General features: G+C 63.5%; 16 protein-coding genes. 7 read left to right on the forward strand and 9 right to left on the reverse strand.

All coding sequences use genetic code 11. From position 1 onward, the window contains the following. Window positions 1–81 precede the first annotated feature (81 nt). Entirely contained in the window at window positions 82–1368 is a 1287-nt protein-coding gene (locus tag NKI24_RS34690) for an NAD(P)/FAD-dependent oxidoreductase (protein ID WP_352450924.1), read from the forward strand. Between the two features lie 258 nt (window positions 1369–1626). After that, complete coding sequence (locus NKI24_RS34695) at window positions 1627–2427, forward strand: SH3 domain-containing protein (RefSeq protein WP_352450923.1); 801 nt, start codon at window positions 1627–1629, stop codon at window positions 2425–2427. A gap of 63 nt (window positions 2428–2490) precedes the next feature. Here the strand turns inward: NKI24_RS34695 and NKI24_RS34700 are convergent, their stop codons facing one another. After that, window positions 2491–3237, reverse strand: a complete 747-nt coding sequence (locus NKI24_RS34700) for an SDR family oxidoreductase (protein WP_352457073.1) — start codon at window positions 3235–3237, stop codon at window positions 2491–2493. A 274-nt stretch (window positions 3238–3511) separates the two neighbouring features. Here NKI24_RS34700 and zwf point away from each other — a divergent pair, with 274 nt between their 5' ends. The 3 genes from zwf to edd all read left to right on the forward strand — a co-directional run bounded on the left by zwf (window position 3512) and on the right by edd (window position 7573). After that, window positions 3512–4981, forward strand: a complete 1470-nt coding sequence (gene zwf / locus NKI24_RS34705) for a glucose-6-phosphate dehydrogenase (RefSeq protein WP_254819279.1) — start codon at window positions 3512–3514, stop codon at window positions 4979–4981. Further along, window positions 4963–5676, forward strand: coding sequence for a 6-phosphogluconolactonase (gene pgl, locus NKI24_RS34710; RefSeq protein ID WP_352450920.1), 714 nt, complete (start codon window positions 4963–4965; stop codon window positions 5674–5676). Before zwf ends, pgl begins: the two co-directional genes overlap by 19 nt. 73 nt (window positions 5677–5749) lie before the next feature. Further along, complete coding sequence (gene edd, locus NKI24_RS34715; protein WP_352450919.1) at window positions 5750–7573, forward strand: phosphogluconate dehydratase; 1824 nt, start codon at window positions 5750–5752, stop codon at window positions 7571–7573. Window positions 7574–7720: 147 nt separating this feature from the next. Here edd and NKI24_RS34720 read toward each other — a convergent pair whose 3' ends face one another. From NKI24_RS34720 to NKI24_RS34740, 5 genes are all read right to left on the reverse strand, one after another. Further along, complete coding sequence (locus NKI24_RS34720; RefSeq protein WP_352450918.1) at window positions 7721–9388, reverse strand: vWA domain-containing protein; 1668 nt, start codon at window positions 9386–9388, stop codon at window positions 7721–7723. 112 nt (window positions 9389–9500) lie between these two features. Next, a complete protein-coding gene (locus tag NKI24_RS34725) occupies window positions 9501–10499 on the reverse strand; it encodes a GlxA family transcriptional regulator (RefSeq protein WP_023677433.1) in 999 nt (332 codons plus the stop codon). Window positions 10500–10515: 16 nt separating this feature from the next. Next, complete coding sequence (folD, locus tag NKI24_RS34730; RefSeq protein WP_352450917.1) at window positions 10516–11415, reverse strand: bifunctional methylenetetrahydrofolate dehydrogenase/methenyltetrahydrofolate cyclohydrolase FolD; 900 nt, start codon at window positions 11413–11415, stop codon at window positions 10516–10518. 37 nt (window positions 11416–11452) lie between these two features. Continuing rightward, window positions 11453–11587, reverse strand: a complete 135-nt coding sequence (locus NKI24_RS34735) for a hypothetical protein (RefSeq protein ID WP_352450916.1) — start codon at window positions 11585–11587, stop codon at window positions 11453–11455. A 36-nt stretch (window positions 11588–11623) separates the two neighbouring features. After that, window positions 11624–12361, reverse strand: a complete 738-nt coding sequence (locus NKI24_RS34740) for a hypothetical protein (RefSeq protein ID WP_352450915.1) — start codon at window positions 12359–12361, stop codon at window positions 11624–11626. Between the two features lie 226 nt (window positions 12362–12587). Between NKI24_RS34740 and proC the strand changes: the two genes are divergently transcribed. Beyond that, the gene (gene proC, locus NKI24_RS34745) at window positions 12588–13403 is read left to right on the forward strand and encodes a pyrroline-5-carboxylate reductase (protein ID WP_352450914.1); all 816 of its coding nucleotides are present in this window, start codon (window positions 12588–12590) and stop codon (window positions 13401–13403) included. 14 nt (window positions 13404–13417) lie between these two features. On the opposite strand, the gene NKI24_RS34750 is transcribed toward proC, so the two are convergent. The 3 genes from NKI24_RS34750 to NKI24_RS34760 all read right to left on the reverse strand — a co-directional run bounded on the left by NKI24_RS34750 (window position 13418) and on the right by NKI24_RS34760 (window position 15468). Further along, on the reverse strand, window positions 13418–13810 hold the full coding sequence (locus NKI24_RS34750) for a type II toxin-antitoxin system VapC family toxin (protein WP_352750681.1): 393 nt from the start codon (window positions 13808–13810) through the stop codon (window positions 13418–13420). Further along, window positions 13810–14052 (reverse strand): type II toxin-antitoxin system VapB family antitoxin, encoded by a 243-nt coding sequence (locus tag NKI24_RS34755; RefSeq protein ID WP_023677427.1) that lies wholly within the window; start codon window positions 14050–14052, stop codon window positions 13810–13812. The genes NKI24_RS34750 and NKI24_RS34755 overlap by 1 nt, the downstream gene beginning before the upstream one ends. An 87-nt stretch (window positions 14053–14139) precedes the next feature. Then, on the reverse strand, window positions 14140–15468 hold the full coding sequence (locus tag NKI24_RS34760; protein ID WP_352750682.1) for an NAD(P)H-dependent oxidoreductase: 1329 nt from the start codon (window positions 15466–15468) through the stop codon (window positions 14140–14142). A gap of 163 nt (window positions 15469–15631) precedes the next feature. On the opposite strand from NKI24_RS34760, the gene NKI24_RS34765 reads away from it, so the two are divergent. Beyond that, window positions 15632–15890: hypothetical protein (locus NKI24_RS34765; protein ID WP_352750684.1), on the forward strand; the 259-nt coding region annotated here is incomplete at its 3' end.

Consider the following 15890-nt stretch of genomic DNA (forward strand, 5'->3'; position numbering starts at 1 on the left):
CCCCCTACTCGCGTCATCGCGTAATCCACTACTCCCCTACTCCACTACACCCCTACTCCCCTACTCCCCTAGCCGAGCATCATGACCTACCAATCCCCAATCTCCCCCGGCCGCTCCTGGTACGAAGACACGGCCGGGCCAAGGCCAGAATATCCGGCGCTCGACGGCGACCGGACATGCGATGTGGTGATTGTCGGCGGCGGCTTTACCGGTCTGTCGGCGGCGGCTCATCTCGCCAAGACAGGCGCGGATGTCGTGCTTATCGAAACGCATCGTTTCGGTGACGGCGCATCGGGCCGCAATGGTGGCCAGCTCGGCACCGGACAACGGGCCTGGGCAGAGGAATTGGAAGCGGAATACGGCTTTTCCCGCGCCAAGGCGCTGTTCGACCTTGCCGAAGAGGCCAAGGCGCACCTGCTCGACTTTGCCGCGATGCACCAGATCGAGATCGACTATATGCCCGGCCAGATGTCGGTGGCGCACAAGAAGCGCTATGTCGACGACTACAAGGCGCATGCCGAGATCATGGCAAACCGGTTCGGTTATCCGCACATCTCATTCATGGATGCCGCGGAGACTGCCGAGCGGCTCGGCTCGACGCATTATTTCGGCGGCACCCGCGACACCGGCACCGGCCATGTCCATCCGCTGAAGCTGGTGATCGGCACCGCGAAAGTCGCGGCAGAGGCCGGCGCAAAGCTTTTCGAGCAGACGCCGTCGACCGGCATCACCTCCGGCGGCGGCAAGGTGAGGGTTGTGACGCCGAAGGGCACGATCACCGCCGCTAAATGCCTGATCGGGGTCAACGCCTATGGGGGCACGCTCGAACCGGTGAGTGCCGCGCATATTATGCCGATCGGCTCCTTCATCGGCGCGACGGTACCGCTGGGAGCCGATTCCAAAGTACTGCCGGGTGGCGAGGCGGTCGACGATTCGCGCTTCGTCGTGCGCTATTTCCGCAAATCGAAGGATGGGCGGCTGCTGTTTGGCGGGCGCGAGATCTATGCGGTCAATGATCCCAAGGACATCCACATCCACATCCGCCGGCAGATCGCCGAAATCTATCCGGCACTGAAGGACGTTGAGATCACGCATGGCTGGGGCGGCTATGTCGGCATCACCGTGCCGAGAAAGCCGTTCGTGCGCGAAGTGATGCCCAATGTGACCTCGATCGGCGGTTATTCCGGCCACGGCGTCATGCTGTCGAACTTTTTCGGCAAGGTTTATGCCGAGACGGTCGCCGGCAACCGCGACCGGCTGAAGCTGATCGAGGACCTGAAAATTCCACCCTTCCCCGGCGGCCGGCGTTTGCGCGCGCCACTGCTCTTTCTTGCGCTCAACTGGTACGCGTTGCGGGACAGGATTTGACCAGACGTTGCAGAATCCTTAACGAGGACGCAGAATTCCCGCCAAGGGCGCAGTGATGCCACAATCGCGGGCGAAAGATGATGCTCGTGGGCAGCTGAACGGGGAATTTTTGCGGGCCTGCCCGCTTTTGGTTGGGACCGATGCCGATCGAAATGCCGGCTCTCCGGCATGGGTCGTAAGAACATCGGCCCGCAAATGGAGGTGGCAAGTGTGAGAGAGCCCTTCAGTTTCGGCGCGCCGGAACGACGGCGCCTTGCGATGCAATTCGGTTACGATATGCGGCCGACGTTCTGGCACGGGGTCCGGTCGAACGCGCATCTGGTGATAGCCGCGCTTGGCACGGCCGCACTGCTCGGCGTTGCCGCGGTGGCACTGTGGCTGGCATTGCCGGCAAATGAGCGACAAGCGGCCGCAAGTCCTGAGCAGATCGTTCCGACCATCCCGGTCAAGACGACGAAGATCATGCCTGCCAAGGTTGCTGCGGCGCCGCGGACGACGGGCAAGGCAGATGCGGTTTCCCCAGCGGTGGCCGCAGCGGAAGCCGAGATACCAGCGCTGGCTCCCAATGATCCGCGCTGGACGGGGCCAAAGACGGCATCGGCCGCCGCCACGGCAGCATCCGACCAGCTGGCAAGCCAGACCGAGCAGGCGACCGAAAAATCGTCTGCTTCGGTGGCATTCGCCGACCCGGCAGCAAAACCCGACGCTGCGGCATTGTTTGCCAAGGTCGCGGCTCCCGGCAGCTCAACGAAAAACAGCGGGCCCGATGGCGCGCAGACCGCCGCCATCCCCACGCCCAAGCCGCAACTGCCGACGCAGACCGCGAGCGAAGACGACAACAGCACCAAGGCAAAATCCGGAAAAGCCAATACTGCCGGTACCGGACGCATCCTGAGATCCGTCACCATGCGCACCGGCCCAAAAAAGAATGCGGCCGCCATTCTCACCGTGCCGGCCAAGACATCGGTGCAAGTGATGAGCTGCAAGCAATGGTGCCAGATCGTCTACAACGGCAAGCGCGGCTGGATCTATAAGAGCTACGTCAAAACCGGGGCGTAGGGCCGGCAGAGCGATTGCGGGTCGCTCGCCATCAGCCGGTCCTCCGCCGGATAACCGGACCGTTCAAATACAACGCCCGCCGTCGACTTCCAGCGCCACGCCGGTGATGAAAGCCGCCTCGTCCGAAGCGAGCCAAAGCGCGGCATTGGCTATGTCGAGCGGCGTCGAAAGCCGGCCGAGCGGGATCGACGCGCGGAACTTCTCGCGGATCTCGGGTGTGTCGGCGCCCATGAATTTCGCGAGCATGCCGGTCTCGCCGGCAACTGGGCAGAGGCAGTTGACGCGGATGTTCTTCGGCGCGAGTTCCACCGCCATCGATTTGGTCGCGGTGATCGCCCAGCCCTTCGATGCATTGTACCAAGTGAGGCCGGGCCGCGGTCTGATACCGGCCGTGGAGGCCGTCGTCAGGATGACGCCACCGCCTTGCCGCTCCATCACCGGTACCACGGCAAGCGCTGCGTGGTAGATCGCCTTCATGTTGACTGACGTGATCAGGTCGAAGGTCGCCTCGTCGACTTCCAGCATGTCACCGTTGCGATGGGTATAACCGGCGTTGTTGACCATGATGTCGATGCGGCCGAAGGCGCTCATTGCAGCATGGACCATGTCGTCCAATTCGGACCGCAGCGAGACGTCGGTCTGGGTCCAGATCGCCTTTTCGCCGATCTCGCCGGCAACGCGCTCTGCGCCCTTGGCGTTCAGATCGGCGACGACTACGCGCGCGCCTTCCTCGGCAAAGCGCCTGGCCATGCCCTCGCCAAAACCCGAGGCAGCGCCGGTGATGATGGCGACCTTGTTTTTGAGGCGCATGCTTTTCTCACTCATCGTTGAAGACGATCGCAAACGCGTTTGGCCATGGCCATCGAAAGATGTGTGTCCATTGCCGATTTCTGCTTTGGCTTTCGCCTTGATCCCGCTCTATGCTGCACCTGCGAACGCTGCCGGAAGCATCGCTTGCCGACAAGCCTCCGGCCAGCGCCGGTGTCAAGAGCACACGCGGATGTGACGCAATGGCACTGGCAAGTTTAAATCGATTAGATTATATCAGCCGCGTTATCGCGACCGGCGTCACAGCGGACAGACCATGACCAGCCAGATCATTCCCGTCGACCCTTTCGACTTCATCATTTTCGGCGGCACCGGCGACCTGTCGGAACGTAAGCTTCTGCCGTCGCTGTACCACCGGCAGCGCGACCACCAGTTTTCCGAGCCGACGCGCATCATCGGCACATCACGTTCGAAGATGACCGACGAGGAATTCCAGTCGTTCGCCAGGCAGGCGATTGCCGATCATGTGAAACCGGAGGATATCGACGCCACGGAACTGAAGACGTTCCTCGCACGGCTCTCCTATGTCCCGGCAGATGCAACCACAGGTGCCGGCTTCGACAGGCTGAAGAAGGCGATCGGCGACAGCGAACACATCCGCGCTTTCTATCTGGCTGTGGCGCCGGCGCTGTTCGGCGACATCTCGCACAAGCTGAAGGAGCACGGGCTGATCACGCCGAATTCGCGCATCGTGCTGGAAAAGCCGATCGGCCGCGATCTCGCTTCGGCGCGCGCGCTCAACGACCTGGTCGGCGACGACTTCCATGAAAGCCAGATTTTCCGCATCGACCACTATCTCGGCAAGGAGACGGTCCAGAATTTGATGGCGCTGCGCTTTGCCAACGCGCTCTACGAGCCGCTTTGGAATTCCGCCAATGTCGATCATGTGCAGATTACCGTGGCCGAGACGGTCGGCCTGGAAGACCGCGTCACCTATTACGACAAGGCCGGCGCATTGCGCGACATGGTGCAGAACCACATGCTGCAGCTGCTCTGCCTGGTCGCGATGGAGGCGCCGTCGTCGATGGACGCCGATGCCGTCCGTGACGAAAAGCTGAAGGTGCTGCGGGCGCTGAAGCGCATCAACGGCAACGAAGCGCCGAAGCACACGGTGCGCGGGCAATATCGTGCCGGCGCCTCGGCCGGCGGGCCGGTGAAAGGCTATGTCGAGGAACTCGGCAAGAACAGCAACACCGAGACTTTCGTTGCGCTCAAGGCCGAGATCGGCAACTGGCGCTGGGCGGGCGTGCCGTTCTACCTCCGAACCGGCAAGCGGCTGGCGACCCGCGTTTCGGAGATCGTCATCGAATTCAAGCCGATCCCGCATTCGATCTTCGGCGAGAGCGCCGGGCCGATTTCCGCCAACCAGCTGGTCATCAGGCTGCAGCCCGACGAGGGCGTCAAGCAGTTCATCATGATCAAGGACCCGGGGCCGGGCGGCATGCGACTGCGCCAGATTCCGCTCGACATGAGTTTTGCGCAATCCTTCGACGGCCGCGCCCCCGATGCCTATGAGCGGCTGATCATGGACGTCATCCGTGGCAACCAGACGCTGTTCATGCGCCGCGACGAGGTCGAGGCGGCGTGGAAATGGATCGACCCGATCCAGGACGCCTGGGAGAGCGGCAGGCAAGAGGCGCAAGGCTACACCGCCGGCACATGGGGCCCCTCGGCCTCGATTGCGCTGATCGAACGCGACGGGCGGACATGGCACGAGAGCAACTAGGCGGCGCCTACAACTGGCACGAATTTGCCGGACGCCAGGAGTTGGCGACAGCGCTTGCCGGCCACGTCGCCGGCCGTCTGTCAAAGGCGATCGCCGAGCGCGGCACGGCGCTGCTTGCGGTCTCGGGCGGCACGACGCCGGCGAAATTCTTCGCGGCGCTTTCGACCGTTCCGATCGCCTGGGAAAAGGTGACGATAACATTGGTCGACGAGCGCTTCGTGCCGCCCTCATCGCCGCGCTCCAATGCCGGCCTGGTTGCCGCCAACCTGCTGCAGAACGCGGCCGCCGCCGCGAATTTCGTGCCGCTCTACCACGCCGCGGCAAGTATCGAGGGTGCAGCGGTCTCCGACAGTGAGGCGCTGCAAGTGCTGCCCTGGCCACTCGACGTCGTTGTGCTCGGCATGGGAACTGATGGCCACACCGCCTCGTTCTTTCCGGATGCCGACAACCTGGCAAGATTGCTCGATCCGTCGTCGCAAAGGATCGTGCTTCCGGTTCACGCGGCAAGCGCCGGCGAGCCACGGCTGACGCTGTCACTGGGGCGGATCATCAATGCCGCCTTCATCGCGCTGCATATCGAGGGCGCGGAAAAACGCAGCGCATTCGAGGCCGCGCTTGGAACTGGAACACGAAAGCCCATTCGCGCCGTGCTCGATGCCACTCAAAAGCCCGTAGAGGTTTTCTGGGCACCCTGATCTCAACTTGGCTGCAGGTCCCGGCAACAGCCGGAAGGTGTTTGCGGGACCTCGCCTGAAAGGACCGACCGCCATGACCGCAAGACGCGATATCGAAGCCATCACCCAGCGCATCCGTGAGCGCTCCAAGCCCGGTCGCGAGGCCTATCTCGGCCGCATCGCCGAAGCCTCGAACCGCACCGCCAACCGGGCCGTGCTGTCCTGCGGCAACCTGGCCCACGGCTTTGCCGTCTGCAGCCCTTCTGAAAAGGTGGCGCTTGGCGGCGACCGGGTGCCGAACCTCGGTATCATCACCTCCTATAACGACATGCTGTCGGCACATCAGCCTTTCGAGACGTTTCCGAGGCTGATCAAGGACGCGGCGCGCGAGGCCGGCGGCATCGCCCAGGTGGCCGGCGGCGTGCCGGCGATGTGCGACGGCGTCACCCAGGGCCAGCCCGGAATGGAGCTGTCGCTGTTCTCGCGCGACGTGATCGCCATGGCCGCGGCAATCGGCCTGTCGCACAACATGTTCGATGCCGCCGTCTATCTCGGCGTCTGCGACAAGATCGTGCCGGGGTTGGTGATCGCGGCGCTGACCTTCGGCCATCTGCCGGCGCTCTTCATCCCGGCCGGGCCGATGACGACCGGCATTCCGAACGACGAAAAAGCCAAGATCCGCCAGCTCTATGCCGAGGGCAAGGCGGGACGGGCCGAACTGCTCGAAGCCGAATCAAAATCCTATCACGGGCCGGGAACCTGCACTTTCTACGGTACCGCCAATTCCAACCAGATGCTGATGGAGATCATGGGCCTGCACACGCCTGGCGCTTCCTTCGTCAATCCCGGCACGCCGTTACGCGACGCGCTGACCAGGGAAGCGACGAAGCGGGCGCTGGCGATCACCGCGCTCGGCAACGCCTACACGCCGGTCGGGCGGATGATCGACGAGCGCTCGATCGTCAACGGCATCGTCGGCCTGCACGCCACCGGCGGTTCGACCAACCACACCATCCACCTGATCGCCATGGCAGCGGCGGCCGGCATCGCCATTACCTGGCAGGATATTTCCGACATCTCGGAAGCCGTGCCGCTGCTGGCGCGAGTCTATCCGAACGGCCTTGCCGATGTGAACCACTTCCACGCCGCCGGCGGGCTCGGCTTCCTGATCCGCGAACTGCTCGACGCAGGCATCCTGCACGAGGATGTGCAGACGGTGTGGGGCGAAGGGCTGCGCCCCTACGCGGTCGAGGCGAGGCTCGGCGCCGACGGCGGCGTCGTGCGCGAGGCTTCGCCGCGCGAGAGCGGGGACGAGAAGGTGCTGGCGCCGTTCAAGAAGGCGTTCCAGCCGAGCGGCGGTCTGAAAGTGCTTTCGGGCAATCTCGGCCACGCCGTCATCAAGACATCGGCGGTCAAGCCGGAGCGGCGCGTCATCGAGGCGCCGGCCAAGGTGTTCGACAGCCAGCAAGGCCTGAACGAGGCGTTCAAGGCGGGGTCGCTGACCGGCGACTTCATCGCCGTCATTCGGTTCCAGGGACCGAAGGCCAACGGCATGCCGGAATTGCACAGGCTGACCACCGTGCTCGGCATCTTGCAGGACCGCGGCCAGCATGTGGCGTTGGTCACCGACGGCCGCATGTCGGGCGCTTCAGGCAAGGTGCCAGCGGCGATCCACGTGACGCCGGAAGCGGCGGAGGACGGGCCTATCGCCAGGATCCATGACGGCGATATCATCAGGCTCGACGCCGAGGCCGGGACGCTGGAGGTACTGGTGCCAGCCGGCGATTTCGCACTGCGCCGCCCCGCGGACAGCGATCTCATAGGCAATGAATTCGGCTTCGGCCGCGAGCTTTTCGCCGGGTTCCGGCAGCTGGTGGGACGCGCCGACCATGGCGCCAGCGCCTTCGGTACGGCGTGACTTTTCGACATGGAAGAGCGGCTGGTGGCCGCTCTCCTAAAGCGCGTGGCGTTCGATCGGCCTCACGCGACGCGCTTTTAGGATCTTGTTTTTATGCATGTCGTTATCGCAAAACCGCTGCACACTTTTGCGCGACATGCATTAGATCTACTGAACCGTCAGCTCGGCTCGCGCGCCGGCCCTGACCGTTACCGTGCCTTCCCTCGAGCTGTTGTCCGATTTCTCCGAAACCACCGCGTAGTCGCCGGCCGACAGAGTGGCTTGGTACTTCTGGTCGTAGGCGTAGCCGACCGACTTGCGGGTTCCGTCGATGGCCTTCCTGGCCTCGAATATCTCGATCTTCGAGGCCCCTGGCGCGGTTATCGTCAGCATGCCGGCGTTCATCGCGATCTTCAGATCCTGATGGTCGCCAACCTTGACGCTGAACGGCTGCTCGGCCACCGCAAGGTCGACCGTCGCGACCATTACATAATCGCCGGGCGGCAGATCGAACTTGCTGTCCGGACCGTAGGCATAAGTCACCTCCTGCCTGGTTCCGTCGACGTTCTTTTTCGCCTGGAGCACTTTGAAGCCGATGCCCGAACCCTCGGCCTTGTCGCCGCCGGCAGCATAATGTGCATTGGCGACGATACGCCCGACGCCGACGATGATGTCCTTGTCGATGACCCTGCCGGCGGCAAGCGGGATCGTCTCGATAACCATGCCCTGGCCGATCGTGACCGTCACCTTCTGGTCACCGGCCGGCAGCACGACTTTCGTGTCACCGTAGTAGGTCGGCGGGGTGTCGACGCCGGGATAGCCGATTACGACAGCCGCGCCGTCATCAACGTCCGCTCCTTCGCTTGGCCGCGGGTGGATGACCAGCGTGCCGGCATTCAGGTTGAAGTGCGGTTTGGCGACCTGGCCAGGCTCTATCTTGATCTTCTGTTCGGCCCTGGCCTCGCCGGCACGCGCGACGACGATATAGTCGCCCGGCTCCAGATTGCCCTTGTAGGTGCCATATTCGGTGGTGACGAGATCGCCGCGCGTGCCGTCGGAATTCGCCTTGTAGATCTCCCAGCCATTGCCGTCGGTGACGGGATCGCCACCCTCGGCAAGCACGACGGTGGGCACGAAATTGGACTCCGCCGGCTGGGCGGGCGCCGGCTGGGGAGCAGGCTGCGGGGCGGGAGTCGGTTCAGGGGCGGGTGGCGGAGGCGCAACGGTCTCGACGAGGGCGTCCTGCAATGCCTTTTCATCCGACGCTTCGATATATTTGCCGCCGGTATTGTCGGCGAGGCAACCGACCTGCTTGCCCTCGGCCGCCGTCAGGCCGAAGCCGACGACATTGACGGTGAAGTCGACGCCAGCAGCCTCTAGTTCCTTGCCGAGCGCACAAGGATCGCCGCTACATGTCTCGATGCCATCGGTGATGAGAACGACCGTCGCCTTGTCCTCGGTGTATTTCAATGCTTCCGCCGCTTGCTTGACCGCAGCGGTCAGCGGCGTCTTGCCCTGAAATTTCAAGCTGTCGGCAGCGGCTGAGATCGCACTTGCCGAGCCTGCCTGCGGTGGCACGATGAGTTCGATGTCGCCGCAACTGGCCTTCTCGCGATGGCCATAGGCCATGAAGCCTATTTCCTCCTCGGCCGGGACCGATTGCAGCACGTTCCGCAGCGATTGACGGGCGATTTCGAGCTTGGGCTTGCCGTCGATCTGCGCCCACATCGAGCCGGAGGCATCGAGAATGACGATGACGCGATCGGCGGCGAAGCCGAACCCCGTCGTCCACAGCAACAGGGCCGCCGCAGCGACGCTCTGCACAAATCCCGCCATCAAAAATCTCCCCCGTCAGTCGCCGCCGCTCGGCGCCGGAAAGCTATTTGACGCCGGGTCGCGACACAAGCCCGGACGGAGTACGAAGCTGCGTCGCCTCTCTGCCAAACCCTCAATAGGCCGTGCGGCGTTCCTCGGAAGGCGGCCGGCCGAATTGCAGCCGGTAGCTCTGGGCAAAATAGGAATGCGAGGTGAAGCCGGTGGCGATTGCCACGTCGAGGATCGGCATGTTGGTCTGGCGCAGCAATTCGCGCGCCCGCTCGAGCCTGAGCCGCATATAATAGCGCCCGGGCGTCACACTGAGATGGCGCAGGAACAGGCGCTCGACCTGGCGCACCGACAGGCCCGCCGACTTGGCGAGCTGCACCGCCGACAGCGGCTCGTCGAGATGGTCGGCCATCAGCTCGACGATGCGGCGCAGCTTCTCCGACTTGCCGGTCAGGTCGCGTTCCGGGCCGACGCGCTGGCGGTCCCCGGCCGAGCGGATGCGCTCATGCTGGAACTGGTTGGCGACGCCATTGGCGAGGCTCGAGCCGAAATCACCGCGCACGATCTCCAGCATCAGGTCGATCGATGTGGTGCCGCCGGCGCAGGTGTAGCGCTTGCGGTCGATCTCGAAGACGTTGCCGGTGCAGTTGATGTCCGGAAAGCGTTCGAGGAAGCCGGCGCGGTTTTCCCAATGGATGGTGCAGCGATAGCCATCGAGCTGGCCTGCTTCGGCAAGCAAATAGGAGCCGACCGAAAGCGCGCCGAGCGCATTGCCGCGCCGGCCCCAACTGCGCAGCGCTGCCAGCACCTTGCTCTTGCCGGGAAATTCCGTCGTCAGCCCGACCGAGACGAACAGGATATCGACCGGCGGCAGATCGGCAACCGCGTAGTCGATCTTGAGCGGCAGGCCGTTGGACGCCATGACGGCGTCGCCGTCGGCCGACACCGTAGTCCAGCCATAGAAATCGCGGCCGAGCAGCCGGTTGGCCGACCGGAACGTGTCGATTGCCGCGGCCAGCGAGAACATGGAGAACTTGTCGACCAACAGAAACCCGAACTGCCGCCCGCCCTGAACGGGATCATTGGTGACCGGCCGTTCTAAGGGAACAGTGAGGTTCGGCAAGGACGCTGCTTTCTGGTCAGAAGGAAGGCCGTTTCAATCCGGCTGCGAGATAGGCGGAAGCTAGCGTGTTGGCCATCAGCATGGCAATGGTCATCGGTCCGACGCCGCCAGGCACCGGCGTGATGGCGCCGGCCGCCTTCGCTGCTTCGGCAAAGGCGACGTCGCCGACGAGGCGCGTCTTGCCTTCGCCCTTTTCAGGTGCGGCGACGCGGTTGATGCCGACATCGATGACGGTGGCGCCAGGCTTGACCCAGTCGCCGCGGACCATTTCAGACCGGCCGACGGCGGCGACCAGAATATCGGCGGTGCGGGCAAGCGCCGGCAGGTCCCTGGTCCGGCTGTGTGCGATGGTGACGGTGCAATTGGCGGCAAGCAGAAGATTGGCCATCGGTTTGCCGACGATGTTCGAACGCCCGACGACGACCGCATTGAGACCGGACAGGTCCTTGCCGCGCACGCGTTCGATCAGCAGCATCGAGCCGGCCGGCGTGCAAGGCACGAAGGCGGTCTCGAGTTCGCCGGTGCCGAGCTTGCCGACATTGATGAAGTGGAAGCCGTCGACATCCTTCTCCGGCGCGATGGTCTGGATGATCTTGCCGGAATCGATATGGCCGGGAAGCGGAAGCTGCACGAGGATGCCGTTGATGGCCGGATCGGCGTTGAGCTGGCCGATGATCTTCAACAGGTCCGGCTCGGAGGTTTCGGCCGGCAGCGTGTGCTGAACCGAATGGAAGCCGCATTCCTTGGCGGTGCGGGATTTGGAGGCGACATAGACCTGGCTCGCCGGATCCTCGCCGACGATGACCACGGCGAGACCGGGCTGCCGTCCGACCTTTTCCGCCAGTTCGGCGGTCAGGGCCTTGACCCGCCGCACCACGTCTTCGGCGACGCTTTTTCCGTCAATCAACTCAGCCATGAACCACCCTCGACGCCTATCCCGTAAGCCTGCCGCGTTAAAACATCCATGCGGCGCGCTCCAGATATCTTTTATGCAGGCCGTTGCCCAGAACCATGCGCTGCGGGCAGACATGCAGCGCGGCATTTTCACGAAAATCGAGCCGGGCAATCCCGTCAATGCGCCGTCCCATGCCGTTAACTCGAAACCGGCATGTTTTATTCGACGCTCAGAAATAGCGGCGATGCGTGCGGTTTTCGGTGAGCTCGCGAACGACCTCGCGGAATTCGCGCAGGCTGGCGCGGATTTCCTCGATCTGGCTTTGCTGATCGGCGGCTTCCGAGGCCTGATTTGCCTTCCTCGACCAGGCCTGAGTACGGGCCGAATGCGGCGGCGTGGGTTGCTGCGGATAAAGTGCCCGACCGGCATAGAGCGGCTGCGGGTCGAACGCAGGCGGCATCGCTGCGGTGGAATTTGTCGCGGCGGAAATCTTACCGGACGCCATCTCCTCCGGCGCTCTGCCAGGCATGAGCCGGCTCAGCGCCGACAACACGGCACCGATCGGACCAGGACGTTTGGTGCGCGCGATCTCGACCGGCTGAGCGGGAGGCGGCGCTGCCCGGTATGCTGCGTGATCCGCGGAACCGGCATCGGGGCCGCCAAGGGAGCCAGCGGGGTCGAAAAACCCATCGGCAGCTGCAGCCTCTTCCATCAGTATGGTGCCGGCCTTTGGCTCATCAGGATCGGGCTGGCTTATGCCGGAGGCTGCCAACAGGATCGGACTGGCACGCGCTTCGCGGCGCGAGCGGGCAAGACGATGGCGTGTGGCGGCATCCTCGCGCCATGACGGGCCTGCGCGGTCCTCTAGCGAAACCAGCGATGCTTCGTCCTCGCCGCGCACCGCCTCGACGAGCGACAGCAAGGACTGCTCGTTCCTCCAGTGTTCACGATTTTTCCTATAAGCCATGGTTTCTGGAGCCTTCCCCTCGGGCTGGGACGTAGCGACCGCCACCGGTTAAGCGATGCTAAACAGGCATAGGAAATAAAAGGTTAATTTGGTCGCCGCGCGGCTGCGCAACTACATGCGCATCCCAACCGTAAGGTCGGGGTTTCCGCCTGATCACGGTCCCAACAGGGCTTCCCCGCCCTGCCGCGAACGTCTATGGGGAAGCCATCTCTATGGGAGGCTTTCGATGACGATCAGGCTTGTTCTCGCCGGTTGCGGCAATATGGGCTACGCCATGCTCTCGGGCTGGCTGAAAGCCGGCAAGCTGGCTCCGGCGGTGGTGTTCGTGGTCGAGCCCAATGCCGAGTTGCGCAAGCGTGCCGAAGCACTGGGCTGCGCTGCTGCCGCGGATGCCGGCGCCATCCCGGCGGACGCCGTGCCGACCGTCGTCGTCATTGCGGTGAAGCCGCAGGTGATCCGCGACGTGACGGCTGGCTACATCCGCTTCAACGATGGCCGGACCACCTTCCTCAGCATCGCCGCCGGAACGCCGGTGGCCACGTTTGAAGGTATTCTCGGCGACCGCGCGCCGATCGTGCGCTGCATGCCCAACACGCCGGCGGCGATCGGCAAGGGCATGATGGTGGTGTTTTCCAACAGGCTGGTTTCCGACGAGACTAAACGCTTCGTCGCCGACCTGCTTTCGGCAAGCGGGCAGGTGGCCGATATCGACGACGAGGCCCTGATGGATGCGGTGACGGCAGTCTCCGGGTCGGGGCCGGCGTATATCTTCCATTTCATCGAAGCGCTGACCGTGGCCGCCGAGAAAGCCGGCCTGCCGACCGGGACTGCCAAGCTCTTGGCCATGCAGACGGTCTACGGCGCCGCATCGCTGGCCGCCGAAAGCGGCGAGGAGCCGGGCGTGCTCAGGCAGCAGGTGACCAGCCCCAACGGCACCACGGCTGCGGCCCTTGCAGTACTGATGGGCGAGGACCGGCTGACGCGCCTGCTCACCGAGGCGGTGGAAGCGGCGCGGCTGCGGTCTATAGAGCTGGGGAAGTAACAGCCGGTTGCGGATTACACGAGGTCGGTATGCGAAAAGTCGTTGCCCTTGTAGAGCAGGGCGGAGCCGTGACTTTTTGCGCAGGCATAAGAAAGGCAGTCGGCTAAGTTGAGCTGGGCGGGATGTCCGCGCCCCTTTCCGTAGTCTGAAAACGCCTGGATCGCGAGCTTGGCATCGCTGGCGTCGGTCGGCACAATTTCGATTTCGGCCTCGCGAAGAAACGCCTCTATCGCATCTCCGGCGACAACCGGCGGCACGGCAAGCATCGTCGAAAGCCGCATCGCCGCTTCAAGCACCACCAACGCCGAAGTTATTCTCGCGGGCGCTGCCTCAATGCGGTTACTCAACTCGCCGGCATCCTCTTCGCCTGAAAGAATCGCGACAACCACGGAGGTGTCGATGAACATCAGGAATGGCCCCACATCTCATCGATCTCATCCTTCGTCACAGCCCGACCACCTTGGCCTGCCTTGGCCTTGAAGTCGTTGGCAATGGCAGCAAGCCGCTCAGCCAGGGGAATGCGTCCGCTCTCCCGCTTCAACTCGGATTCAAGCGCTTCGATGACCGCTTCGGTCATCGAAATCTTGCGTTTGGCAGCAAGCTCTCGCGCCAGTTCGCGTGCGCGCGGGTCCCTGATCTGAAGATTCATGTGATCGCCTCCGCCTTCATCGTCAATACAATATAGAGAGTTGTAATGACAATGCCAGTGGGCCCGGCCAAAGGCCACCGCGACAGCTCACCGGTCGACAGCGTCACGCCCATACAGCATCTCGTCCTGCAGCCGGCGCAAGGCGAACAGCCTGGTCGTCGGGTCGGGCGCGGCATTGTCGGCGGTGAGCAATTCGCCTTTCCTCACCGGTTTCAGCACCTTGCCGCCTTCGAGCAGACCGACCGGCACGGCGCGATGGGCGCGGGCCTGTTCGACGGTCATGGTCCAGGAGCGGTAGCAGGTCTCGCCGATCGCATCGAAAACCTCGCCTGCCGCCAGATCGCGCTTGGCCACGGCGCAGACCTCGGCCACCGGCCGCGGCAGCGGCACCATGTCGGGCTTGCCGTAAAGCGCGATGCGAGCCGCCGTCAGCGGCACTTCCAGCGAGGTCAGATGGTAGGGCCTGAAGAAGCTGTAATAGGGGCCGTGGCCGATATGCAGATCGTCCATGCGCTCGATGATGCGCGGATGGGTCGCCTCGACGATTACGAAGACGCCGGGCGCCACGCCCTTGCCGACGGTGTAGTCGACGACGCCCTTCTTCGACAGAATGCCGCCCTGCTCGCGCGGGATCAGCACCTTGACCAGCTCGTCGCGATCGGCCTTGGGGCCGTGCATGCCGGGAACGTCGGGCACCAGCCCGGTGGCGTTGGCAATGGCGCACATCTCGACCATGGTTTTCGAGCCGTCGACGAACTCGACCAGCATGCGCGGATTCATGTTGCGGCGCAGCGCCTCCTCGCGGTAGTCGTCGGGAACGGCGTCGTGGTTGAGAGGGTTGTTCTTGCCCTTGCCGGCGGAGACGATGGTGTAGCCGAGCGCCGAGGCGAACTCGATCAGCTCCATGCAGCTCGACGGCTCGTCGCCGGCGCCGACCGAATAGACGACGCCGAGCCGGTCGGCCTGCTGCTTCAGATAGCAGCCGATGGTGACGTCGGCCTCGACATTCATCATCACCAGGTGCTTGCCGTGCTGCATCGCCATCAGGTCGAAATCGGCGGCGACCCCGGGCTTGCCGGTGGCATCGATGACGACATCGATAAGCGGATTGGTGACCAGCATTTCGTTCGAGGTGACGGCGATCTTGCCGCTTTCGATCGCCTGGCTGACCTTCGAAGTGCTGTCCGCTTCGGCTGCCATCGCCTGGTCGCCATAAGCAATGCGGATGGCGTCACGCGCCGTATGCGGGCGGCGCGTCGAGATCGCGCAAACCGAAATGCCCGGCATCAGCATGCCTTGCGTCACCAGGTCGGTGCCCATCTCGCCAGAACCGATAACGCCGATGCGCACCGGGCGGCCTTCCGCGGCACGCTTGGCAAGATCGCGGGCAAGCCCGGTCAAGGCGACATTGGTCATACTGGAACGTCCACTGCTTTTTGATTTGAAGCGGGAATAGCAGGGAACGGCAACCCATTGCCAATCGAAACCGGCCGCGGCGGTCTTTTCTTGCGCATGACCCCGGAAACCAGAATTGTTCCTATGAAGACATGCACCCGGCCGAAGGACTAACGAGGGTCCTGTGGCGCCAAAGGCCCGCATTGAAGCGGCGCAACGGGCCGTTAAGCCCGGATGGATCGCAGCCAAGAAATGTACGGAAATTCTTAGTCATTCTTTTATGCAATCCTGCTTTAATAGGGAAATGGACTGGCGTGCCCGCATTTTTAAGTGTTTTTTCCGCGCTATGCGACCGATTGGCGAGAGCGGCAACGTTGCTACTATTTTTGCTCTGTCTTTGCCGATTGTCGTCGGCGGTGCGGGCCTCGGTATCGAGACTTCCT

This window comes from Mesorhizobium sp. M0701 (assembly GCF_040320365.1).
Classification (GTDB): Bacteria; Pseudomonadota; Alphaproteobacteria; order Rhizobiales; family Rhizobiaceae; genus Mesorhizobium.